Genomic DNA, 23,025 nt, shown 5'->3' on the forward strand with positions numbered 1-23,025 from the left:
ATGAGCTGGATAACGACTAAACTGGACAAACCATGAAACGGATCTTATTAATAGCAGCCCTCAGCGGCCTTTCGTTGGTAACAGCCACGGCCCAGAATGATAACAAAGTACGGAACGATCACACCTACTCGACGCATAACTACAAGCACGCCAACAAAGCAGCCACGGCTCGCCAATGGGAAAACAAGACGGGCGCTTCCGTTCGTGCACCCGGATTGGGCACGGCTCCGTTGGCCAACTACAAACACCAGGTACCGGGTGCCGTACCAACGGGGGGGGTGGTGCTGTCGCACACGCCGGAAACGGATGTAACCCTGCGGAATTATAAAATTCAGCGCGTAAGCCTGCCGAACTCAACCACCCGAATGGTGGCTAAAAAAGGTGATTCGACGTCCAGCCAACCGAACACCCAAACGGGTCAGTAAGTGCGGAAGTCAGGGTTTTGGCAGTCGAATCGCTATGATTCGACCCAGCCAGCTTTAGTACACGCTCCTGGGTTCGTCAGCCGATGAATGAGCAAACCCAGGAGCCGTGTTTCTATTAGTGAAAACAAAACGTTCGTTGTAATAAGTGGTTGAGGGAAACTCCGGGGGATGTGGGAACACAGCCTTCGGAGTTGATTCTGTCACCAGTACACGCCACCCTAAATGGACCACTCGGTGGGAGACTTTCCGTATTTCCGCTTAAACGAATGTGAGAAATGAGACAGGCTTTCAAAGCCCAGCTCTAGGTAGATCGCAGAGGGTTTTTTGTGCTTGGTTTCGATCAGATGCCGGGCTTCCGTAAGCCGCCTTTCCTGTAACCAATGCCGGGGTGCCATGCCAAATATCTTCTGGAAATCACGCTTGAACCCCGCCAGACTTCGCCCCGTGAGTCTTGCAAATTGTTCAACCGGAACGTTGTAATGAAAATTGCTAAGCATGAATTTTTCCATATCCAGCTTATAGGGTTCCGAAAAGTCGAATAAGAATGTCTCCAGTTCGGGCATGGTATGCAGTAGCAGATGGACAGCCTCCCTGACTTTCAGCAGACCCATAGCCTGGGTTATTTTCTCTTCCGGATGAGCAACATAGGGCATCACGGACTGAAAGAAAGCCCGCAGAAAATCGTTTGCGGGAATAAGTACGTTGGGTGGACCAAGGTATTTTTGACCGATCTCAAGTTGCTCCTCCAGGGCAATCTGCCTGAGCAGATCTTCTTTCAGTCTGATGACAATGGTTTGATATTCACCGCCTTCCAGGGGCGTTTTGGTCAGCTCCCCTAATTGATTTTTTTGGATCAGCAACATCTCACCGCTCCCCATCGAGATCCTTTCGGTGGCCGTTTCTATTGAAAAACGACCTGACACCTGCAATACCAGGGTGTTGTGTTCCATGAAAGCTACCTTCTCCTTTCTCATCGTCGAGTGATATGAGAAAAAAATAACTCCGGGGATTATTTCAATTGGGTTCGTCACCAGGTAAAGATAGTAAAATGTAAGGCTTATGGACTAGCTAAACTATCGCTGAAGATAGGTGCCGCCAAGGATCGCCCCTGGCGAAAACTGCGTTGTAAGCGTATCAATCTCCTCAGCCGTGAACTCGATGGCCATGGCTTCTATGTTTTCCGGGAGTCGCGATCGTCGGCTCATGCTGACCAAAGGCATGATATGATCACCCTGCTTATTGACCCAGGCGATCGCCAGTTGTGTCGGCGTGTAGCCTTTTTCGATTGCCATTTGCTTTAATACGTTCACCTTTTCCAGATTCCTGATCAGATTCTCGCCTTGAAACCGCGAGAAATGCGTATGGTAATCATTGGCTGGCAGGGGTGCTTTCATCTCACCGGTAAGTAACCCTTCGGCCGTGTTGGCAAAGGCCACCACCCCAATGCCCAATTCCTTAGCTGTAGGAAGGAGGTCGCTTTCAATCTGACGATCGGCCAATGAATAGCCTATTTCCAGGGCAGTTACAGGATGTACACTATGGGCCTTTCGCAGTTGATCCGCCGTTATTTCAGAAACACCCAGATAACGAACTTTTCCTTCCTGGATCAGGTCGGCAATTGTACCAATCACCTCTTCAATGGGAACACTATTATCAAGTCTGCATGGCTGATACAGGTCAATGGTATCGATACCGAGTCGTACCAGCGAATAGTTGATGAAGTTCTTGATGGCTACAGGGCGCAGGTCCAGCCCAATCCATTGGCCGTTGTAAAAAATAGCCCCAAATTTGACACTAATAAAAGCATCGTCGCGCCGACGTTTGATGGCTTTGCCTACCAGCAGCTCGTTGTGGCCGCTTCCGTAAAAGTCACCGGTATTCAGGAAATTGATGCCGCTGTCCAAGGCCAGTTGAATGGTTGCTTCACTTTCACGCTCGTCATTCGTCAGGCCTCCCCATACCGACGACATGCGCATACAGCCTAAGCCAAGTTTAGAAACGAGTGGGCCGTTTGTACCCAGGTTTATTTTAGTGATCGTGGTCATCGCTGTTGTTGTATGATTTAACTCATGCAAAGGTCAGCGTTGTTGGGCATTGCCGAATTTCGTCCACGGCTCAACTTACTTGTCTGTATGGATCAGTGGTACGTTCCGCTTGACTAAGCCTCGGAAAGTAGCCACGATTGTTTTGTGAGACGGTAATCAGATTGACCTGAACAGCACAGTATGGAAAGCAAGCGCTCAGTATTTTTTCTGCACTGTAGCAAGCACATCCTGTGGATATCCCATCACAATGGCGCTAACCTCATCGAGACGCGTTACCTGATCGGCTGTTAACCGAATATCAACCGCCTTCAAACTAGTCTCCAGTTGGGCCAGAGTCCGTGCGCCGATGATCGGAAATATAGCTTTGCTCAATACCCAGGCCAACGCTATCTGTCCCGGAGTGGCGTCGAGTTCGTTGGCCATCAGCTCCAGTTGATCGAGTACTGTCTTTGTTCGCTCATCTTCCTGAGAACCATCTGCCGCAGCATGTGCCAAACGCCCGGTGGAGCCCTGCCGGTATTTTCCCGTCAGTAATCCCCCAGCCAGGGGAGAGTAGCCCATAATACCCAATCCAACGTGTTCAGCCATTGCCGTTAGCTCCCGTTCTGCGGTTCGTTGCAGCAGGTTGTATTCGATCTGAATAGCCGTCAGCGGCATAGAAGCAGCGATGGTTGCCGCTTTCCAGGCGGGGAAATTTGCCAGCCCCGTATATAAAACTTTTCCAGCGGTAACCAGATCTTCCAGCCCACGAACAGTTTCCTCTACTGGCGTTACACCGTCATCAAAATGCGGCATATAGATGTCGATGTAATCCGTTCTCAGGCGTTTCAGGCTGCTCTCTATAGCCTGGCGCATGGCCTTCCGGTGATTTCCTGCATTGGCCAGCGACGGATCGGGTTGACTGCTCCGGGTGTACTTGGTACAAATAATAAAATCGTGTCGTTTATGCTCTAAAAACCGACCGACCGTCTCTTCTGCTTCGCCAAACTGATACTGATCAGAGACATCAATGAAGTTCCCACCGGCATCGGCATAAACTGCGAGTAGTTGAAGTGCGTCGTGGGCAAGCGTACCATAACCCCGTCGGTCGCCCAACTGCGAGCCACCCATAATCAGTTCGCTGGCTGGTAAACCGGTCTGTGTTCCGAATAATTTATGTTTCATTCAACAAAGGTCAGGAGCGGGCCAGGTACAATCAAGTATGGCTAAATTCAGCCGTATTTAAAAGATCGTCAGGTACCTTATATTTGTTGGATGTACGAGAGAAAGTTACCTGTCGAACTCGACTGCGGCCTCCACCTGTTCATGGAAGTGATGAATGGAAAGTGGAAAATTAGCCTCATCTGGAGCATTCATTCTGGCATCAGGCGGCCCGGCGAATTACAACGCAAAATTCCTAAAGCGTCACGAAGACTGTTAGACAATCAGTTAAACCAGTTAGTAGAGCATGGAATCCTTTCCAAAACTACTTTTAATCAATTGCCTTTAAAGGTAGAGTACGAGCTCACACCACTGGGCCAAAGCCTGATTCCCATTATTGAGTTGACAGCCCAATGGGGCGAAGATCATCGTAGTCTATTAGAACCGCTATTTACCAGGGAGCGCATTGAAGCTACTCGGTAAATTGGGTTACTTTGAGATCGCTCCTTTCTCGAGGTACTTATGACCTTCATTTTATAAATCAAGATATCTGGAGGGATAGGATAAGGGTAATTGATCTGGTAAGCGATAAAAAATTATGAACTATTTATTATTGATTATCTGTGTTGTCGGGGCTTTCCCTCATAAAGTTCTTGCTCAGAGGAACAATCATGCCGCTCATCAGCAGGAAGAAAGAGGCAAGTATGCCCAAGATTTCCCCGACTTCGATCACAGTTTACAACTTGAAGAGAAATCAGATACAACGGCGAATGTGAGTTGTGGTGATTTCGATGGCGATGGTCATCTTGACCTACTGCTGGTAAAGGGAAGGCATTGGCCCATCGTAGACCGGGTTTTACTTGGTAGCGGAAAGGGCAGCTTCCGAAAGGCGTATAACCTGGGGAAAGCAGCCGACCGCTCATATACCGGCGGATTGGCTGATTTTAATGGGGACGGTTTTCCTGATATTGCTGTCAGCAATGATTCACCGGACTCGAAGTTGATTTACATGAATGACGGGAAAGGCAATTTTACGGTTGGATCTAAATTTGGTTTACCTGAATGGCCAACACGGAATTTATCCATTGCTGATATCAATGCTGATGGGTTGCCGGATATCATTTTAGCGAATAGGGGTGATTCGGGATCGGCAAATTATGTCTGCCTGAACAAGGGGAAAGGACAGTTTAATGCTGATTGCTTCCCATTTGCCCGTTATCCTGCCACGACAATCGCCCCTGCAGACATAAATCAGGATGGTCATATTGATCTTGTTGTACCGCATCGGGACGGTGGTCAGAGTTATGTCTATCTCGGAAGTTCGGCGGTAAACTTTTCAGATACCCGCCGAATTCCATTCGGACCAGCCGACGCTACAATTCGTGTGGCAGCAGCGGCCGATATGAATTCGGATAATCTGCTCGACATTGTAACGGTAGATGAAAACAAAGGGGTTAGTCTCTATTTTGGCCAAAAGGATCAAACGTTCTCAACCGGCGTTCGTATCGCTGATTCAAAAATAGTTCCGTATGCTCTTGCATTAGCTGACCTTAACAACGACAAAAAAGTTGATATACTTGTCGGCCATATAGAAGCTCCATCATCCGTGTTTTTTAATGATGGGGCAGGCCGCAATTTTAAAGCCATTTCTTTCGGCGATTCACAGGGCACCGTCTATGGATTTGCAGTCGGTGATTTCAATCAAGACGGAAAGCCCGACATCGCTGCTGCTCGCTCAGACGCTCCCAATATTTTATACTTTGGAACTATGAAACATAGAAAAGACCTAGAGAAATAATTGGAAATGAATTGACCTTTCTACCACGTTCCCGTTCTGGTTTCGTAAAAACCTGGATAGGCCGAATGATTGATAAAATGGGAAAACACCAAAAGAAATGACGCAGAGTGGATATATTACGTCACCAGTTTATTGACTTTTAAGCCTCTTTGAAACGATCAGACGATACCCTCCCCATAAGCCGACAAAGATCCCTATCCCCATAAATACGATTTTATACTGCTTGTGGAGAAATGCAAATGCCTCTTCTCCCACTTGAGTCAGGTTGTGTCCTGCCAGGGCTACAGTTATAGCCCAGAGCAATGCTCCGAATGCATTCAATAAAGCAAATCGAATGGGAGGATAACTAGCTATCCCAACGGCAGCTGGAATGGCACCACGAAGTCCATAGAACGCACGAAAGCCCACCACCAGCGTAGACCCATAGCGGACCATCAATTTCTCCACTCGGTTATAGCGTCCTTGCCAACGGGGCCGCCTGGTCAGAAATGAACTACCATAGCGATGTCCCAGGTAGTAACAAAGTTGAGCAATGACAAAAGACGATAGGGCTGCTACACAGATGACGCCCGCCAGCGAAAAATAACCCCGATGGGCCAGGTAAACACCTACCAGCAGAAAAGCTTCACTTTCCAGCAATACGCCAAGAAATAGGATGGGGTAGCCATAAGTCAGCATTAATTCCTGGAAGTCCATTGCTCAGATGCTTAAAGATATACCAGTGCGAGACCAATTAGTATGCCATAAGGGTAGGAGCGGGGGCCTGACCGGTATTAACAGGCGAATGCAGTGCCTGTGAATCGGTTTTTATCAAGCCATTGGTTTCTACAGGAAATCCTGCCTGTCTACAAAATCACTCAATCTTGTAGATTGGAATACACAATATCTTCGCTATAAGGACTAGATTTAGCTATTAATCGACGCCTGTTGGTGTACTCGTCAATGCTATAAATGAGGCTTGGCACAGAGGGTGCCGCACCAGCGTACTGCCCATCGCTGGTTGCTGTGCAGTGCGTTCGCCTGATTTTAATACTTGCCAGCTCTACTCTGTAATGTCCGGTAATGATACAGAGTAGAGCTAACAACAGCCTGTCCATTTCTGTACTCCAGGTGTCCAAAAATGGACAAATCATCACCCGATAATACTATAAAACAACCCTTTTAAGACCGTCAGGACAATTTTAGATATTTGGTCAAATATTTGTACGACAAAGCCTATACTAATTACAACCGCGCTGACGGCCCGACTGGACCGTCTGTCGCGGAACTATTCTGACCGCTTTTCACGATGAAACGAGCATTTTTAGGTGAGTTAGAGGAAGTCGTCCTGCTGACAGTGGCTGCTTTGCAGGAGCAGGCCTACTGTGCGTCAATTACCCAGACCATTGATCAACAGATGGCTCGCACTATCAGCTTTCCCACCGTTCATACCACCCTGCAACGGCTGGAGGAGAAGGGTTTCGTCTCTTCTCAGATGGGCGGAGCTACTGCCGAGCGGGGTGGGCGCCAGAAACGCCTGTTTACTGTTACTACGGCTGGTCAGCGGGCCCTGATCGAGTGTCGGCAGGTGCGCAGCCAGTTGTGGGACCAAATTCCAACCCCGGTACTTGAGCTATGGGGCGCTTAACGAACGAAGAGGATCGGTTTCTCAGGCCGCCCCGCTGGGCCGACTGGTTACTGAGTCGATTCTGCCCGGCTGATCTGGAAGATGAGCTACAAGGCGATCTGCTGGAGATGTACGTCTACTGGCTAAAAACCATCGGTTTGCGGGGAGCTCGCTGGCGGTATGTACTGGCGGTCATGCGATTGATTCGTCCATTGAGCTGGCCCCGACAACAAAATAACTATTCTCAACCGGGCCGCCAGCTGGCGGAACACCGGACCATCTTTAGTTTACATCCGACTATGATTCGTAACTATCTCAAAATCGCTTTTCGCAATCTGACCCGGAACAAGGTTTTTTCGGGTATCAACCTACTGGGATTGTCCACTGGCATTACGGTATGCCTGCTGATTTTCCTGTTCATCATGAACGAGTTCAGCGTCGATAATTTCCACAAAAATGGAAAGAGCATCTACCGCGTCATGCGAGGGATAGCCAATGAAGGCAAAGAAGTGGCAGTTTCCTACGTATCGGGACCGTATGCGCCCGCCTTATTGAACGACTTTAAGGGACAGATTACCCAGGCAGTTCGGGTAAACCCTACTGATGCTTTAGTCACTATCCAAAACAAATCGTTTCACGAACGGAAAATCATTGATGTCGATCCCAACTTCTTCACCTTCTTCTCATTCCCCTTGCTGAAGGGTAATCCGGCTACAGTTTTGGCAGACCCCGCCAGTGTCGTGCTGACCGAATCGACCGCCCGAAAATATTTCGGTAGCATTGATAATGCCCTGGGCAAAATCGTGGAAATCGATAAAAACCTACCTGTAAAAGTTACTGGTATTGTTCAGGACGTACCGACTAATTCTCATCTGGATTTTGATCTGGTTTTGCCGCTGGAAAACTATAAAGACCGGAGCTACATGACTGCCTGGATCAATAATGGGATTTACACCTACGTGCAGCTTGCTCCGACTGTCAGCGAAGAACAGATCGAGCGTAATTTTTCGCGCTTCATGGATAAACATATGGGGCAAATTATGAAACAGGCGGGCTTCCACTTCAATCTATCGCTCACGCCGTTAAAGGCTGTTTACTTCGAAGAGTCCGTTTTCGATGGCGCAAGGCATGGCGATAAAAAAGTCGTCTATATCTTTTTGTCGATTGCTGTACTCATTCTGTTGGTGGCCTGCATCAATTTCATGAACCTGTCAACTGTTCGGGCCGTGGAGCGATCTAAAGAAATAGGTGTTCGTAAAGTGCTGGGAGCTATTAAAGGGCATCTGATATGGCAGTTTATTGGGGAGTCACTTCTGCTGGCAAGCCTCTCGTGCGTCATTTCAGTCGGATTACTGGCACTTGTTTTACCCTTTTACAAACAACTACTTGGCTACCCACTGAATCTATCGGTTTATGCGTTGCCGATCGTTTTGTTCCTAATCGGAATTATCATGGTAGTTGGCTTTCTGTCGGGCAGTTATCCGGCGTTTGTACTGGCAGCCTTTTCTCCTATCCAGGCATTGAAAGGTAAATTACGGCTGGGTAAAGGGGGAACTTCGTTAAGGCAGGTGCTAGTGATCGTACAATTCAGTATTTCGATACTGCTTATGCTGGGTACCGCCATTGGTACTCAACAAATGGGCTATCTTAAAAACAAGAAGCTAGGCTATAACAAAGAGCAAACCCTGGTCATCCCCATTGATAATAACGATATCTACAATTTCATCCTGAATCATAAACCCGAATTGCTGGCCCAGAGCCGGGTGGAGGCTGTTTCGATGATGTCGGGGGAGCCCGGTGGTTTTTTCGACGGGCTGATGTTTGACGTCGAAGCACATCCCAGCCGATGGAGAGCTCGAACGGAGTTTGCCGATTTCGATTTTGTCAAAACCCTGGGGTTGAAAATCATTGCAGGCCGGGATTTTTCGCCCCAGTACCCTAGCGATACCACTCAGGCTGCCCTGATCAATCGAACAGCGGCTGCCAAGCTGGGCTGGACCCCGGATCAGGCCGTTGGCAAGTGGCTTAAAAATACCCTACGGGATAACACCAACCGCACCATCATTGGCGTCGTAGAGGATTTTAATTTCATATCCCTGAAAGAAGCGATTGAGCCGTTAGTAATTGCGCCGAACGACGACCGGCGGGCTGCTTTGATTCGACTGAGCCCAGGCAACATAACGGCTACCGTCGAGACGATACAAAAGATGTATGCCAAAACGCGACCGGCTTACCCGTTTGAGTACCGTTTTCTGGACCAGCAGTTTGATCAGATGTATCAGGCAGACTTGCGCCAGCAAACAATTTTGGGTGTTTTTGCTGGCTTAGCCATTTTCATCGCCTGTTTGGGTTTGTTTGGTCTGGCTTCTTTTTCGGCCCAGCAGCGCACTAAAGAAATCGGCGTTCGCAAAGTGCTTGGGGCTTCTGTCGGCAGTGTTGTGAGCCTGCTCTCCAGAGATTTTCTAAAACCAGTATGTATCGCCATTCTAATCGCCAGCCCAATAGCCTGGTGGGTCATGAATCAGTGGTTGCAACGCTTTGCTTATCGGATTGAAATCGAGTGGTGGCTCTTTGCGCTGACGGGCCTGCTGGCAATGGGCATTGCCTTGCTGACGGTCGGCTATCAGAGCATTAAAGCGGCCCTCATGAATCCGGTGAAAAGCTTACGTAGCGAATAGGCCATGAATCTGTCAGCTGGTCCGTTTGTTGAATTGGAAAATCAGTTAATAGAACATAGGGTGTTGTGTCAATAGAGTACGGCTTTAACCAGATATTGGCGTAGTCCCACCAGGATTTTTGGTGTCCCTGAGCCACATAAGCCGAGAGGCCACCGCAACTTTCGGCCATTTTGTGTTCATTTGTAGGTTCCTAAAAACCTACTCATGAAACGGTTCTCCTACCCGGCCTTACTGCTGACCATTGGTCTGCTCAGCCTGACCGATAAACCCGACAACACCAACTGGCCCGAATACAACGGCGGGCCAGATCGCAACCATTTTTCGCCCCTCACCCAGCTAAATGCCACCAACGTTGCGGGCTTACAGGTTGCCTGGGAATATGCGTCGGGCGGAGTCGATACGCTCAAAAATAACACCCAGATTCAGTGCAACCCGCTCATCATCGACGGTGTCCTGTACGGCGTTTCGGCAGGGTCGCAGGCCTTTGCCCTCGACGCAGCTACAGGTAAGCAGCTTTGGAAAACAGCCTTCACCGACGATACCTTCGCCATGAATAGCCGGGGTGTTACCTACTGGACTGATGGGCGGGAGACCCGAATTTTCTTCGCCTATGGCTCGCTGCTCTACGCCCTCGACGCCCGAACAGGAAAACCGGTGGCCAGTTTTGGAAAAGGCGGAAAAATCAACTTAAAAGATGGCCTCGCCCGTCCGGGAGCCGACGATTACGTGGTGAGCAACACGCCGGGCGTCGTGTATAAAAATCTGCTCATCATGGGCCACCGAGTGTCGGAGATCGCACCTGCCCTGCCCGGCGACGTGCGTGCTTACGACCTGCGTACGGGGCGGATCGTCTGGACCTTCCACACCATTCCACACCCCGGCGAGTACGGGGCCGACACCTGGCCGAAAGACGGCCACCTTAATTTTGGTGGAGCCAACAACTGGATGGGTATGGCCATCGACCGGCAGCGCGGAATCGTGTATGTACCCACGGGAACTGCGGCATTCGATTTATACGGCAGTACCCGGCCTGGCCAGAACCTGTTTGGCAACAGCCTTATAGCCCTCGACGCGGCCACGGGCAAGCGACGCTGGCATTTTCAGACGATCCACCACGACATCTGGGACCGTGATATTCCGGCTCCGCCCAATTTATTCACCGTCGTACATGGCGGAAAAAAGGTGGATGCCGTTTCGGTTTTATCCAAACAAGGTTTCCTGTTTGTTTTCGACCGGGTCACGGGTAAGCCACTGTTTCCGATTGAGGAGCGACCCATGCCCGCTTCCACCGTTCCAGGGGAAAAAGCCTGGCCCACCCAGCCGATTCCCCTCAAACCCGCGCCTTTTACCCGGCAATCGTTTCCTGAAAGCGATATTAACGACTTTGTAACCGACCGCGATACGGTGCTGGCTCAGCTCCGGCGCTGGCAATCGGGCAAGGAGTTCTATCCCCTTCCCCTGAGTCCCAACCGTACCGTGTTTTTCCCCGGCACCGACGGTGGCGCGCAGTGGGGCGGGGCAGCGGTGGACGAAGCCGGCATTATGTACGTTCCGGCCAAGCAAATTCCGGTCACCATGGCGCTGGTTCCGACCCCCGCCGGTTCGTTGTCAGCCAGTGCCGTTGACCGCACCGGCAGCCAACTCTACCAGACCCACTGTGCCTCCTGCCACGGCCAAAACCGCGAAGGCAGTCACGACGGTACCTATCCGGCCCTGGTAAGCATTTCCCAAAAACGCAATGAGACTTCCGTGGGCCAGGTTCTGGCCAAAGGCCAGGGCATGATGCCTGCCTTTACCCACCTGAAGGCAACCGAGCGCAAGGCCATCGTGGATTTTTTGTTCGGCAAAACAACATCCGTCGCCAGCAACGCGGGCCTGAACACGGCGCCCTACCACCACACTGGGTTTACCCGCTGGTACGACCGGGCCGGATACCCAGTGAGTCGTCCACCCTGGGGCACGCTGACGGCGATCGACCTGAATACGGGCGAACACCGTTGGCAGGTCCCGCTGGGCGAGTATCCCGAACTGGTGGCGAAGGGACTACCCCCGACCGGCACCGACAACTATGGTGCTCCGGCCGTAACGGCGGGCGGGTTGCTCTTCATCGCTTCCTCCCGCGACGAATTGATTCGGGCTTTCGACCGAAAAACGGGCCGTGAACTCTGGCGCGCCAAACTGCCCGCAGCCGGGTATGCCTCGCCGAGTACCTATGCCGTCAATGGCAAGCAATACGTAGTGATTGCCTGCGGGGGTGGCAAACTCAAAACGAAGTCGGGGGATCGGTACGTGGCGTTTGCGTTGCCGTAATCAGCTACTTCGGCGTTGAGAGGTTGTCAAACGATTCATGAGAAACAGGAATCGTTTGACAACAGAAAATTTACCGGAAAATGGTCAGATCATAAACGACTAAGCGACTTGAATTTTTGGGTCAGTTCGGTTAGCGATACTTCCACGCCCATCCTCTCCAGCGAGGAGGCACCCACAAAGCCCTGTACGTTCGTCCGGTCAAGCACGATGCGAACATCGTCGGGGGTATTGATGGGACCACCATGCGCCAGGAAAAAGATGTCGGGGTTTACGGCCCGACCTGCATCGATAATGGCCTGCGTTCGCTCGACGGCTTCGTCCATGGAGCAGCTTGCTTCCGTAACGCCAATGGACCCGCCGACGGTGGTACCGACATGGGCAATAATCGCGTCGGCACCCACTTCGGCCATTTGGCGGGCTTCATCGGGTGTAGAGACGTAGACGATGGAAAACAGATCCATTTTACTCGCCAGCCGTACCATTTCAACTTCCTTATCGAAACCCATTCCGGTTTCTTCCAGCACCCGCCGAAAATGCCCGTCTACGATGCAATGGGTTGGGAAATTGTTAATGCCGGAGAAGCCCATTTCTTTCACTTTCAGCAGGTGATGCCACATCCGTCGGCGGGGATCGGAGCCATGCACTCCGCAAATCACCGGGATTTCTTCGACGACTGGAAGCACTTCAAACTCACCGATTTCCATCGCCACGGCGTTGGCATCTCCATAGGCCATCAGACCCGCCGTAGAACCGTGACCCGACATGCGGAACCGCCCGGAATTGTAGATAATTATCAGATCGGCACCCCCTTTCTCGATGAATTTAGCGCTGATACCTGTTCCGGCACCGGCAGCAATAATGGCCTTCTGACTATTCAACGTCGCTTGTAAACGCTCTCTGACTTCGTCTCTCGTATAGGGATTTCCTTTTCCCGTCCATTGGTTCGGCATACGATACGTCTTGCTTTATTTTGATTGTAGTAATTCCAGTAAACTCGCTACCAATACATCGGCAAACGCCGGATCGTTAATGTGCATGGGCGATTCAATCAGCTTTATCCGTTGGGAAAGATTGCTTTTTATGGTGTTGAAAAGTACCCTATTGACCTCAGGCTGGTAAAAGGCATTTCCAGCAGCGTCAATCTGCGAAATACCGTTCAAAGGTAAAACAACCGTTACGTTCGCTTTCGATTGATTTACTTTTTGAGCTAATAACTTTCCAAGCTGTTCATTCTCAGATGCGTCGGTTCGCAGGAGCGTTACAGTCGGTGTCCAGTTGTACAGTTGACGGTGCCGATAATGCGCTGGAACCGTGTCAGGCTGGCTGAAATTAACCATATCCAGGCAGCCCGGTACGACTACCTGCGGCAGGCCCTTTCGGGCAGCGGCCATCAGTCGATCTGGCCCGGCACTACAAACACCTCCGCATAATTCATCGGCCAGTTCGGTAGTCGTTACGTCCAGCACAGCGTCGAAATGCCCTTCGCCAATCAGGCTTTCCATTGCTCGACCGCCCAGGCCGTTGGCATGAAATGCGATCACTTCATAGCCCTGTTTTACAAGACGTTCTGTGCAATAGCTCACGCAGGCGGTTGTGTTGCCAAACATACTAATGGCAATACGCCCCGCCGATTTTCGATGCATTGTCGGTGTTACATCAGCCATCGCGCAAATGGCGGCTGCCGCCCGTTCGATTAGCGGGGTCAGCATTCCGTTTAGTCCCGCAACGTCAACTACCGAAGCCATTAGCGTTACGTCTTTCGTGCCAACCTGCCGGGTTAAGTCCTTACCGGCCATAGTTGACAGACAAAGTTTGGGCACTCCGAATGGAATCGGTTGCATAGCCGAGAGCGCCACGAACGTACCACCTCCACCGCCCATGCCAATAGCGCCCTTCAACTGCCCCGAACGGATCAGCTGTGCCACGATGGCAGCTGCTCCGGCTCCCATGATTTCAATAGCTCGCCCGCGATCCTGACTTGTGCGGAGTCTCTCCAGTGAATCGTCAGCGGCCTCGGCAACGACATCTGCATCATAATCAATCGGGAAATCGACCACCGTTTCCATCATACCCGTATTGATTGTCAGGACAGATTCGCCCCTCGCCAGTATGCAGTTCCGCAGAAAGGCGAAGGCGGGGCCTTTGGTATCGAAACAACCGATAATGACGATGGATTTTAGCATATACTACCGAAAGAGCGATTTGTAGAAATCTAACCCTTCGCTGGCCAGTTCATCGGGACTATTTGCCAGTGGCCGCCAGATGGACGCGGCTTTGGCTAGTTCTGCGGAAGGTGCACCGAAGGTTTCGATGACAACGGCTCCGTCATAGTCAATATCGACCAGTGCTTCTTTGATGCCAGGCCAGTCAACGTTGCCGGTTCCGGGTGTGCCCCGATCACTTTCGTTGCCCTGAACATGGCAAAGCAAATCCTTCCCAACTGCCCGAATGGTAGCCGGAATACTTTTTTCCTCAATGTTATTGTGGAACGTATCGAGTGAGATTTTGAGGAACGGATGACCAACCTCGCGCACCAGCGAAAGTGCCTGCTCTGCCGTGTTGATCATGTCCGTTTCGAAGCGATTGAGCGGTTCCAGCCCAATTACTACGCCACATTGCCGAGCTATTTCGCTGGCTTGATGCAGGTTTTCAAGGCACCAGTTTCGTTCCTGTTGTTTACGCTCGGCAGAAACAAGACGTGTTTTTCCTACTGCTGAATAAACCGGTCCGGTAAAAATGGGGCTTTCCATCGCTTCGGCCTGGCGCAGGCAATCTTCGATGTACGAAAGTCCATTTTTGCGGATAGCAGCATCGTCGCTGGATAGGTCGCGGTTGGGGCCGAATGCTCCGCTAATGGTTATTTTTAGCCCTGTTTCGCGGGCCAGTTGTTTGAGCTTTATCCAGTCGATCAGGTCTTTATCTTCAACAGCCACTTCAATAATATCGTAGCCCATGTCGGCGACTTTATAGAGCAGGTCGAATGAGTTAGTGGTGAACGGGGACACCCAGATGAAGGTACTGGCACCAAATAGAATCATGCTAGAAGTGAATTAGCGTTGAGCAAAGGCTGGAACGTAGTAATGAAAGCTATTAGTTGTATACGGTGACGCCGGTTACTAATAACCGACCTGGTGTGGTTTCTCAAAACCGAATGTTAAGAATATGAACAGTTCGGTTTTGAGAATCGCAACGGCGAACCGACCTCACTACGTCAGATGTAAGCATCTGACCTCACGGAAGCAATGCCAACTAATACGTAGGAATGGTGATACGTTCCCCACCTTTCATGGCCGATTCGTGGGCGCATATACCGGCGAGGGTGTAATTGGCGGCTAATTCGGCATCTACCGCCGAGTTGCGATCTTCAATGATGGCAGCCATGAACTCCTGTACCAAATGCGGGTGTGATCCGCCGTGACCTGCTCCCTGCAAAAAGGATACGTGGTTAGGATCGTCGATTTTTTCGCGCTTCGTGAAATGCTTGATGGGGTCGATGAGCAGCTCGTCGGTGTCCGGTACGTTGATACGTCGGGCATTTTCGCCCCCGTCGAAAATAATGTGTTCCTCATCCTGCAACTGCTCCCACTCGAACGACATTTTGGTGCCGTATACATCGTAGCTTTCCCGATACTGGCGTACTACATCGAACAGCGAACGTGTAGCTTCGGCAATTACGTCGGAATCTTTAAGCGTGAACGTAGCAGTTTCAACCGCAAAAGGTGATCCATAACGACTGGCCAGATCGTCGCTCAACCTCCCCGATCCGTGGCAGACGACGGTTTCGGCCGTTGTGTTGTTGATACGGAGCAGAGGGGAAATTGCGTGGGTACCGTTGAGCATCGGCGGGTAACCTTTCCAGTACTCGCCCCAGCCTTCCATACTCATGTCCTGGATGTGCGATCCCCGAACAAACTGAATCCGTCCTAATTCACCGGTTTCGGCTAGGTTCAGACCGTAGAGAAACTCGCGGGTGTAGAGGGCTGTTTCCATCATCATATACACCTTGCCGCTACGCCGTTTGGCTTCCACAATGGCCTTGCAATCTTCCTTGGTCATGGCCATTGGAATGGTGCAGGCAGTGTGTTTGTTGGCGTTGAGCGAAGCCAGCGTCATGCGGGCGTGGTCTGGAACGGGTGTCACTACGTGGATGGCGTCGACATCGGTGCGACCGGGTATATCCTCGAAGTGTTCAAAGCAAAGTTCCGGGTCGAGGTTGTATTTCGTTCTGAGGTCGTCTAGTGTCTGGCGATTGCGGGTACAGATACCCACCTTATTGATATTGGGGTGTTGCAGGTAAATGGGAATGAACTCCTTGCCAAAGCCCATACCAACAATGACAACGGTAATTTTCTGGTCACTCATAATAGATTCAATTGTTTTAAATGGGATGTTACTTGACTGATGGAAGCGCATCGGCGGCCCGGGCAGATCGTTATAATTTTTATGATAAGTTAAGATCTTGATTAATCATAACATTCATATAAATCTGCGTTCTATCTCCTTCCAGCCCATGCCACAGAATTTCGCAGCAGCGTCTGGTAAACGGGCAAATTGTGCGACTCGGCATCGTGGCCCAGCGCCAGACCGACGATACGTGCTTTGGGATGGTTGACCACAAACACGGAAGGGTAAACCGGGTCAGAGGGAGATAAGCTCGAACTGGCCAGCACCGTAATGCCTGGTCCGGCAGGGTCAGGAATGTAATAGTAGCGTTCGTCTTTCAGGCTGAATTTTTGTTCAACTCCCTTTGTAATGGGGTGTTGGGTATCAGTCACAGTTACGTCGAAGGGGCCATACTTGTCGTGTTTGCGGGTTCCGCCACTAACGAGATTCTGATTGTATTCAGGCCAGTCTTTCCAGTTATACCACATGGCTGCGTGAGCAATCAACAGGCCCTTGCCCGCGTTGGCATGGTCCGTAATAGCCTGACGAACTGCCGGGTTGGTAATGGGTCGGTTGTTGCTCAGGTACAATACGTCGGTCTGGGGCAGATAGGTCAGCATGGAGTCGGGATCGCCTACGTAGTTGACAGTGGCGAAACCGTCGCGGCTTAGCGTCTGTCCATCCACGTTGCGGTACCACATTCCGAAGTTATGCGACGTACCGCCACCTACTACCAGCACCCGAATGGGTTTACCAGCTTTAGCAGTGGCATTTGAACTCGTTTTGCAACGGCTGAGGGAAATAAGCAGCGTTGGCAGCAGGAGATAAATCAGAAATCGGTACATGGTATAAGTTGGTTATCGGACGTTCGTTGATTCATTTACTTTTTCGACGCGCATAACGCCCCGCATGATACTCCAGTGGCCGGGAAACGTACAGATAAATGGATAATCGCCGGGTTTGGCCGGGGCAACAAATTCGAGCGTGTACGATTCACCCGGATTGACTAAAATACTGGAAGCTACTATTTCCGGTAATTGTGGAACGTAGTGTTTCTCAACACTTTTAGGGTCCTGTGCCATCTTATCGGCGGCTTTCCCGACTTTCTCGGCAGTAGCGGGTTTGCAGATAACGATGTTGTGCTGCATGATGTCCGGGTTTTCAAGCGTCAGTACTACCGGTTGTCCGGCACGTACCGTAAACTGTTTTGTGTCGTATTTCATCTGCTCTTCTACCACCTTGATAGTCACTATCGTTGCCTTGTCAGAAATAGGCTTTTTAGGCATCACTGGTTGGGATTCGCCGGTTGGGTTGCGAATCTCCAGCGTAGCGTTTTGCACATTACCCACAAAATCGAAGGACGATGAAGCATTGTATGCGCCAGCATAAGCACCCATCGAGTTTTCATTGGTAAAATCGCGCTGCACCCGAATACTACCCGTCAACGGTTTCGTAAAAAGCGAAGGGGCTTTGCCTTTAGCAGCTTCCTGACCGTTTATAAATAGCACCATCTCGCCGTTGTTCACCAGACGCCCTTCAAACTCAAAATTGTCGGGCAACGCTTCCCTGGTGCTGGCAGAATAAACTTTTTCGTTTTGTTTCACAACCATTGTCAGGTGGCCATCTTTTACGTATAGCCCATAGCCGCCATCTTTATCACCTTGCCCCATAATGAAACCTTCCATGCTGCGGATTCCTTTTGTGGCCGAACCTTTTACAATAATCTCCTTACCCGTTACGTCGGGAGGTATGGTGATGACAGCCCGCCGTTGCAGCGAATACACTTCTTTATTGATGCCCGACTGCAACCGGCTGGCCAGTGAATTTTCGGCAGTAGGGGTAGCTTTAGCGGCTTCGGCCAGAAAACCGGTCCGGTGAACGGCAGCAGCGGCAAACAAGGCCCGCCCAAGCCACTCGTCGGCGTCGTTTTCGGGACGTAGCGCGGCCCGGTAGAGCGCGGCTCCGAGCGCTTCAGATGAAGGCATTTGCACCATTGCCAGCATAGCGGCCATTCGAACGTTCAGATTCGGGTCGTCCAGTAAACCCACTTTCTGAAGATTGTCTAGTGTCTGACTTGTTGCGGGCAGTACCTCAATGGCGGCTTTACGCACCCCGGCAGCTTTGTGCGTCAATGCTTTAGAAACTGCCTGAAGCGCTTCGGAATTAGTACCCGTTAGCGCGCCCAGACCATGAAGCGTCCACAGGGCGTGAACGGCGGGACTATTCAGGCCGATTTCGTCTACGTCGGGGTTGGCAATGACTTTGTAAAGCTCAGGAATAAGGGACATATTTTTCGACTCGACAATCAGGCGCTGGGCGTTCATTCGCCAGAACATATTGTCGCTTTTGAGGGCGGCAATCAAGCCTGCCGGTTCATTTTTTGACAATGTAATGGGCTGGTACGGTTTCGCTTTTTTGTAAACGATGCGGTAAATACGTCCAAAATTGATGTCGCGCAGAGGGCTATTGAAGGCGTTTCCCTGTCCACGCGGCTGCTCTTTGAAAGGCAACACCATTTCTGACGGGGCCTGCCGCTCCACAAATACGTTGTGCTGAATAATGAAGTTGTACCAATCAGCCACCCACAGGGCTCCGTCGGGGCCAACTTCTGCCTGCACAGGGCCAACCCACTCGTCGGTACTGGCGAGCATATTCCAGCCATCCTGCTCGGCGAAACCGGCTCCTTTGGGCTCGATGATGGCATTGTGAATCAGCCGAACGGTTGGTTCACATACAAACGCGACTCGATTCCAGTACGATTTTGGAAAATTCCGGGCCGTATAAAAATGGTGTCCTGCTGCCGACGTAAATCCGCCTACTACATCCACCTGCCGCAAATTTGGGGTCATTGTGTGCGAATCGTAATGCCCATCAATTTTTTGGACCGCCTGTACCGTCGCGCCCGGCAGATTGCGCTGCATGTAACGGGCAGGCATCGAATAAAACGCGCTGTGGGTATTGTTGGCCGTGGAAATAAAGACGTTATTATCCTCCGTAAAGCCCAGCCCCCAGGTATTATTGCTTGTATTTGCCAGAAAATCGAACCCAGTTCCGTCGGGGTTCACGTTATAAACGCCGGTTCTGAAATTGAGGGACAGCCCATCGCGGGTAGTACCGCTGTAGCCAGAGCCAACTACGCCCCAAATCTTGTTGTTGAAGCCATATTGCAGATTCGAGGGACCAAAGTGCGTATCGTTTTTGTCCCAGCCACTCATGATATTTTCCCGAACATCGGCCTTGTCGTCGCCGTTGGTATCTTTCAGGAAAACGAAGTGCGGAGCCATCGACACTACTACGCCACCATTCGCAAAAACCATGCTCGTTGGGATGTTCAGTTTGTCGGCAAAAATGGTGAATTTGTCGGCCCGCCCGTCGCCGTTGGTGTCTTCGCAAATTTTGATACGGTCGTTGGCAGCTCCGTCGGTTTCCAGAAACGTATTCGGATAATCGACCGACTCTACAATCCAGAGCCGTCCTCGTTCATCCCACGACATGGCAATGGGATTTGTAATGTCGGGTTCAGCCGCAAACAATTGAATGTCAAAATCGGCGGGCACCTGCATCAGTTTTTTGGAATCCTCAGGCTTCAACGCCACCTGCATGGCCGGAACGCGGTGCCGTTTGGTGTAATCGTCAATGGCAATGTTGGCCGACTCATAAATGTCTACGTTCGGAATCGCCAGTTTAGCAATCTGTTTGGTTACCGGCTCCCCAATGGCCCACAACACACCCCGATTTACCAGTTCACGGAAACCGGGATTTGCCCACGTACTGTCGTTATGGCCATAAGCCGTATAAAAAACCCGTCCTTTACCCTGTTTCCGTACCCACGTATAAGGTTCCTGCCGGTCGCCCTCCTGGCGGGTCGTCAGAACAGTCATATCGGGGTTGAGCCGCTGGTGTATGTATGTTTCATCCCAGGACGTAGTAAAGGGCGTTAACCCCTGCATGACCGGGTGATTTTTTGCGACAATGCTTTCCGTAATTGGCCCCGTTTTGTGCGACTTGAACTGCCCTCCGATGGTCGTGATGTACCAATCCGAGTTTTTGAAACAGCCTGAAGCTGAATGCAGGGGAATTAATCCTTTGCCGCCCTCTACGAACGCCTTTAAAGCCGATTCCTGCGCGGGCGGGAGACTGTCGTGATTGGCGTAAATAATCAGCCCATCGTATTTAGCCAGATTTTCGGGGTTAAGGTCGTTGACGTTAACAGTGTAGGTCAGATTCACCCCTTTTTTAAAAAGCGAAATAGCGAGCCAGGGGGCATATTTCCCTGAATCATGATGCTTGCTCCGGTTGCCCAGAAACAGCACTTCACCCCGGCGAGCAGTTGTCTCAGTGGTAGAAGGATTCTGCCCCGAACCCATTCCGGGCCGGGCAGTTCTTGTGCAGCCCTGGTGCAGCACGAGTGCCAGCAGGAGGGTAAAAATGGGCAATTTCATAAAGAAAAAGTTGAGCGATTAGCGTTGGTTTTCGAGCCAGACTTGTTGGGTAAACGCACCATTCACAGCGGCATCCCAGACTTCGACCCGGACCCACTTTCGATTTTTAAGATTTGTATCGAATCGATACGTTTTTTTGCTGAAGGGCAACGTATTGGTTAAGTCAATACGTTCGCGGTAGACCTGCTTGCCGTCGCCAGATACAATTTCGGCGAACGTGAGTGGGAAGGTCCAGTTTACGTCCAGATTGATGGTTGTTTTTCCGTCGGCAGGCACCGAAGCGGTTTCGCCCGCCCCTTTGCCATTCACCGTGAAGGCTGGCAGCAGGACTTCGCCCGTTGTTACGAAAAACTTGCCCTGTTTCATTACGTCCAGAACCGGTTGCCAGCCCGAATTGTAGTCGGGCAGTTTGTCCATCTGGAAGTAATTGACATTCAGGTGCGCATAGGTTTCATTTTCCGGCTCCATCGTAAAAATGTCAGTCTCGGCTATGGCGTGTTTTTTGTACCCCCAGTTCGAATAATCGTCCAGCAAATCCAGCACCCGGCGGCTCAGTCGCGGTTCCGACAGGTCAGCGGGAATATTCTTCCAGGCCGCTCCGAAGAAATGATCCGACTTAAAAAAGTCTTCTTCCTTGTATTTATCGGGGTAGCCCGTTGAGCCTTTTGTACGGGCGTGGGCCACCCAGGCCAGACCGTTTTCGGCCTCCAGGAGTTTAAGCATATCATTTTTGTCGGCAATCCGATAGACCTTCCCGTAGCCGGGTTCATTCGTCACGAAAGGCATTTCGGGTTTGCGCGACATGATCCAGTAGACATCCTTCGGAAAGAAAGACAACCAGTGTCCGCCGAAAAAATTGTTGGGTTCTTCGCCGGGCAGTAACAGAAAGTCATTGTTCGACAGTCGTTTACATTGCTCATGAAGGGCTTTTAGCTCCCGTAGTCGCAAACTGTCAGGGCCTTTCGGATGGCCAGGACCGTGAAACTCGGCCAGATGGACAATGTTCACGCCGTGGTCTTTAAATACCTTTACAAAGTTGGGTATCTCCGGTATGGGCTTACCTGCCAGCACCACTTTCATGGTGAACTCGTTGTGAAAGTGACTCGACATCGTTTTGTAGCCGGGCAGCGCAGGATACTTGTCGTTGTGCGTGAATCGCTTCACCTCGGCCAGCGTTTCGGCGGGTTTGTCGGTGCTGAGTAGACAGAAAAAGTTGAGCCGTTGCTGTGTGCCTGGGGGCGCATTGACCCACGGAACCCAGCGCTTGTCGCCCATTAAATCCTGCCGGATGCCGATGCCAAACTCTGGAACTAGGCTTCGATAGCCTGTCCCATACCACGTAAAATCAAGATTGTAGGCTTCGTCTAACGGATAAAAATACTGGTGCGGAGCCGGGAAAACAGCCAGCGTTCCATTGGGACCACTGCCCATGATAGTCCGGTATTTTACCGACTGTGCCTTGTTGGGAGCCGTCGGATTAAGTGGAGACTCCTGCATCCGGTTGTCAGTATCCGACCAGGCGAGTGTGGTCCAGTTGGACGGTCGCGGTTCCCCGCCGGGACCGTTGCCGTTTTTGCTCACCAGACCCGCGTCGTAGAGAATAGCCGTTGAGTCAACCTGCGTCGACATGACAGCTGCTACGTTGAATAACGGGCTTCCCTGATACACCGTAATTTCGATGGCTCCCCGGAAACGATCGGCTTCAGTATCACCAACTCGCAACACGGTTCGTGTGCCAACGGTGCTGACACTCGCCGATCGTTTGGTCAGTTGAACAGCGTAGGATTTACTGGGCAGCCGGTTGGTTTTATCAAAAAAGATGTTCCAGCCGTTTTGCGACACTAGATCCCGTTTACCGATGGTCAGAACAAAGGCCGGGTTCATGTCCGTGGCAATTTCGCTGAACTTCCCACTTTTTGACAACTGAATGTGACTAAACAACGGTTTATCCGAAGCCAGACTAACGATTAGCCGACCCATCTCCCGGCCCGAAGCCGGCCAGGTCAGTACTACGTCGCTACCCTGCTGCGATACGGTGGTGGGACTTTTAGTGTATTTCGACAAATCAACAGCCACTTGAGCCTGAGTGGCGACCGATCCCAGAAGAGTGAGCAGGAAAAGGAGTTTTCGCATTGAGTAAGAAAGGTTTGCAGGTTGTGTTAGTTGGTTATTGATCAGGTTTGGAAGACTAAGCACAA

Annotated in this window: 17 protein-coding genes; 6 read left to right on the forward strand and 11 right to left on the reverse strand. The window is 51.0% G+C overall.

Annotation, left to right across the window (positions count from 1 at the left end):
• The first annotated feature begins 32 nt into the window (after nucleotides 1–32).
• Entirely contained in the window at nucleotides 33–425 is a 393-nt protein-coding gene (locus GJR95_RS36095) for a hypothetical protein (RefSeq protein ID WP_162390478.1), read from the forward strand.
• 218 nt (nucleotides 426–643) lie between these two features.
• Here the strand turns inward: GJR95_RS36095 and GJR95_RS36100 are convergent, their stop codons facing one another.
• The 3 genes from GJR95_RS36100 to GJR95_RS36110 form a co-directional block, all read right to left on the reverse strand.
• Nucleotides 644–1,399: a helix-turn-helix domain-containing protein gene (locus GJR95_RS36100; RefSeq protein WP_232540969.1), complete on the reverse strand. Its 756-nt coding sequence runs from the start codon at nucleotides 1,397–1,399 to the stop codon at nucleotides 644–646.
• A 99-nt stretch (nucleotides 1,400–1,498) separates the two neighbouring features.
• Nucleotides 1,499–2,470, reverse strand: a complete 972-nt coding sequence (locus GJR95_RS36105; RefSeq protein WP_162390480.1) for an aldo/keto reductase — start codon at nucleotides 2,468–2,470, stop codon at nucleotides 1,499–1,501.
• A gap of 195 nt (nucleotides 2,471–2,665) precedes the next feature.
• Entirely contained in the window at nucleotides 2,666–3,634 is a 969-nt protein-coding gene (locus tag GJR95_RS36110; protein WP_162390481.1) for an aldo/keto reductase, read from the reverse strand.
• A 90-nt stretch (nucleotides 3,635–3,724) separates the two neighbouring features.
• Between GJR95_RS36110 and GJR95_RS36115 the strand changes: the two genes are divergently transcribed.
• Together GJR95_RS36115 and GJR95_RS36120 are read left to right on the forward strand one after the other, a co-directional pair.
• Nucleotides 3,725–4,093, forward strand: coding sequence for a winged helix-turn-helix transcriptional regulator (locus GJR95_RS36115; protein WP_162390482.1), 369 nt, complete (start codon nucleotides 3,725–3,727; stop codon nucleotides 4,091–4,093).
• A gap of 115 nt (nucleotides 4,094–4,208) precedes the next feature.
• Complete coding sequence (locus GJR95_RS36120; protein ID WP_162390483.1) at nucleotides 4,209–5,408, forward strand: FG-GAP repeat domain-containing protein; 1,200 nt, start codon at nucleotides 4,209–4,211, stop codon at nucleotides 5,406–5,408.
• A gap of 129 nt (nucleotides 5,409–5,537) precedes the next feature.
• On the opposite strand, the gene GJR95_RS36125 is transcribed toward GJR95_RS36120, so the two are convergent.
• Complete coding sequence (locus tag GJR95_RS36125; protein ID WP_162390484.1) at nucleotides 5,538–6,104, reverse strand: DedA family protein; 567 nt, start codon at nucleotides 6,102–6,104, stop codon at nucleotides 5,538–5,540.
• A 592-nt stretch (nucleotides 6,105–6,696) separates the two neighbouring features.
• On the opposite strand from GJR95_RS36125, the gene GJR95_RS36130 reads away from it, so the two are divergent.
• The 3 genes from GJR95_RS36130 to GJR95_RS36140 all read left to right on the forward strand — a co-directional run bounded on the left by GJR95_RS36130 (nucleotide 6,697) and on the right by GJR95_RS36140 (nucleotide 12,002).
• Nucleotides 6,697–7,035, forward strand: a complete 339-nt coding sequence (locus GJR95_RS36130) for a PadR family transcriptional regulator (RefSeq protein WP_162390485.1) — start codon at nucleotides 6,697–6,699, stop codon at nucleotides 7,033–7,035.
• Nucleotides 7,023–9,692 carry an ABC transporter permease gene (locus tag GJR95_RS36135; protein WP_232540970.1) on the forward strand — a complete coding sequence of 890 codons (2,670 nt, stop codon included), beginning with the start codon at nucleotides 7,023–7,025 and terminating at the stop codon, nucleotides 9,690–9,692. The genes GJR95_RS36130 and GJR95_RS36135 overlap by 13 nt, the downstream gene beginning before the upstream one ends.
• Before the next feature lie 204 nt (nucleotides 9,693–9,896).
• Nucleotides 9,897–12,002 (forward strand): outer membrane protein assembly factor BamB family protein, encoded by a 2,106-nt coding sequence (locus GJR95_RS36140; protein WP_162390486.1) that lies wholly within the window; start codon nucleotides 9,897–9,899, stop codon nucleotides 12,000–12,002.
• 89 nt (nucleotides 12,003–12,091) lie between these two features.
• Here the strand turns inward: GJR95_RS36140 and GJR95_RS36145 are convergent, their stop codons facing one another.
• From GJR95_RS36145 to GJR95_RS36175, 7 genes are all read right to left on the reverse strand, one after another.
• A complete protein-coding gene (locus GJR95_RS36145; protein ID WP_162390487.1) occupies nucleotides 12,092–12,952 on the reverse strand; it encodes a phosphoenolpyruvate hydrolase family protein in 861 nt (286 codons plus the stop codon).
• 15 nt (nucleotides 12,953–12,967) lie between these two features.
• Nucleotides 12,968–14,185 carry a Tm-1-like ATP-binding domain-containing protein gene (locus GJR95_RS36150; RefSeq protein WP_162390488.1) on the reverse strand — a complete coding sequence of 406 codons (1,218 nt, stop codon included), beginning with the start codon at nucleotides 14,183–14,185 and terminating at the stop codon, nucleotides 12,968–12,970.
• A 3-nt stretch (nucleotides 14,186–14,188) separates the two neighbouring features.
• Complete coding sequence (locus tag GJR95_RS36155) at nucleotides 14,189–15,040, reverse strand: sugar phosphate isomerase/epimerase family protein (RefSeq protein ID WP_232540971.1); 852 nt, start codon at nucleotides 15,038–15,040, stop codon at nucleotides 14,189–14,191.
• Nucleotides 15,041–15,251: 211 nt separating this feature from the next.
• Complete coding sequence (locus GJR95_RS36160; protein ID WP_162390489.1) at nucleotides 15,252–16,364, reverse strand: Gfo/Idh/MocA family protein; 1,113 nt, start codon at nucleotides 16,362–16,364, stop codon at nucleotides 15,252–15,254.
• A gap of 131 nt (nucleotides 16,365–16,495) precedes the next feature.
• Nucleotides 16,496–17,230, reverse strand: coding sequence for a ThuA domain-containing protein (locus GJR95_RS36165; protein WP_162390490.1), 735 nt, complete (start codon nucleotides 17,228–17,230; stop codon nucleotides 16,496–16,498).
• A gap of 12 nt (nucleotides 17,231–17,242) precedes the next feature.
• The gene (locus GJR95_RS36170; protein ID WP_162390491.1) at nucleotides 17,243–20,827 is read right to left on the reverse strand and encodes a PVC-type heme-binding CxxCH protein; all 3,585 of its coding nucleotides are present in this window, start codon (nucleotides 20,825–20,827) and stop codon (nucleotides 17,243–17,245) included.
• 18 nt (nucleotides 20,828–20,845) lie between these two features.
• Nucleotides 20,846–22,960 (reverse strand): CehA/McbA family metallohydrolase domain-containing protein, encoded by a 2,115-nt coding sequence (locus tag GJR95_RS36175; protein WP_162390492.1) that lies wholly within the window; start codon nucleotides 22,958–22,960, stop codon nucleotides 20,846–20,848.
• Nucleotides 22,961–23,025 lie beyond the last annotated feature (65 nt).

The sequence above is a fragment of the Spirosoma endbachense genome (assembly GCF_010233585.1).
Classification (GTDB): domain Bacteria; phylum Bacteroidota; class Bacteroidia; order Cytophagales; family Spirosomataceae; genus Spirosoma; species Spirosoma endbachense.

Coding starts and splice junctions, on each gene's coding strand:
- GJR95_RS36115 (WP_162390482.1), top strand. CDS start 3,725: ATGTACGAGAGAAAGTTACCTGTCGAACTCGACTGCGGCCTCCACCTG.
- GJR95_RS36175 (WP_162390492.1), bottom strand. CDS start 22,960: ATGCGAAAACTCCTTTTCCTGCTCACTCTTCTGGGATCGGTCGCCACT.
- GJR95_RS36095 (WP_162390478.1), top strand. CDS start 33: ATGAAACGGATCTTATTAATAGCAGCCCTCAGCGGCCTTTCGTTGGTA.
- GJR95_RS36135 (WP_232540970.1), top strand. CDS start 7,023: ATGGGGCGCTTAACGAACGAAGAGGATCGGTTTCTCAGGCCGCCCCGC.
- GJR95_RS36140 (WP_162390486.1), top strand. CDS start 9,897: ATGAAACGGTTCTCCTACCCGGCCTTACTGCTGACCATTGGTCTGCTC.
- GJR95_RS36155 (WP_232540971.1), bottom strand. CDS start 15,040: ATGATTCTATTTGGTGCCAGTACCTTCATCTGGGTGTCCCCGTTCACC.
- GJR95_RS36130 (WP_162390485.1), top strand. CDS start 6,697: ATGAAACGAGCATTTTTAGGTGAGTTAGAGGAAGTCGTCCTGCTGACA.
- GJR95_RS36120 (WP_162390483.1), top strand. CDS start 4,209: ATGAACTATTTATTATTGATTATCTGTGTTGTCGGGGCTTTCCCTCAT.
- GJR95_RS36100 (WP_232540969.1), bottom strand. CDS start 1,399: ATGAGAAAGGAGAAGGTAGCTTTCATGGAACACAACACCCTGGTATTG.
- GJR95_RS36150 (WP_162390488.1), bottom strand. CDS start 14,185: ATGCTAAAATCCATCGTCATTATCGGTTGTTTCGATACCAAAGGCCCC.
- GJR95_RS36125 (WP_162390484.1), bottom strand. CDS start 6,104: ATGGACTTCCAGGAATTAATGCTGACTTATGGCTACCCCATCCTATTT.
- GJR95_RS36145 (WP_162390487.1), bottom strand. CDS start 12,952: ATGCCGAACCAATGGACGGGAAAAGGAAATCCCTATACGAGAGACGAA.
- GJR95_RS36110 (WP_162390481.1), bottom strand. CDS start 3,634: ATGAAACATAAATTATTCGGAACACAGACCGGTTTACCAGCCAGCGAA.
- GJR95_RS36165 (WP_162390490.1), bottom strand. CDS start 17,230: ATGTACCGATTTCTGATTTATCTCCTGCTGCCAACGCTGCTTATTTCC.
- GJR95_RS36105 (WP_162390480.1), bottom strand. CDS start 2,470: ATGACCACGATCACTAAAATAAACCTGGGTACAAACGGCCCACTCGTT.
- GJR95_RS36170 (WP_162390491.1), bottom strand. CDS start 20,827: ATGAAATTGCCCATTTTTACCCTCCTGCTGGCACTCGTGCTGCACCAG.
- GJR95_RS36160 (WP_162390489.1), bottom strand. CDS start 16,364: ATGAGTGACCAGAAAATTACCGTTGTCATTGTTGGTATGGGCTTTGGC.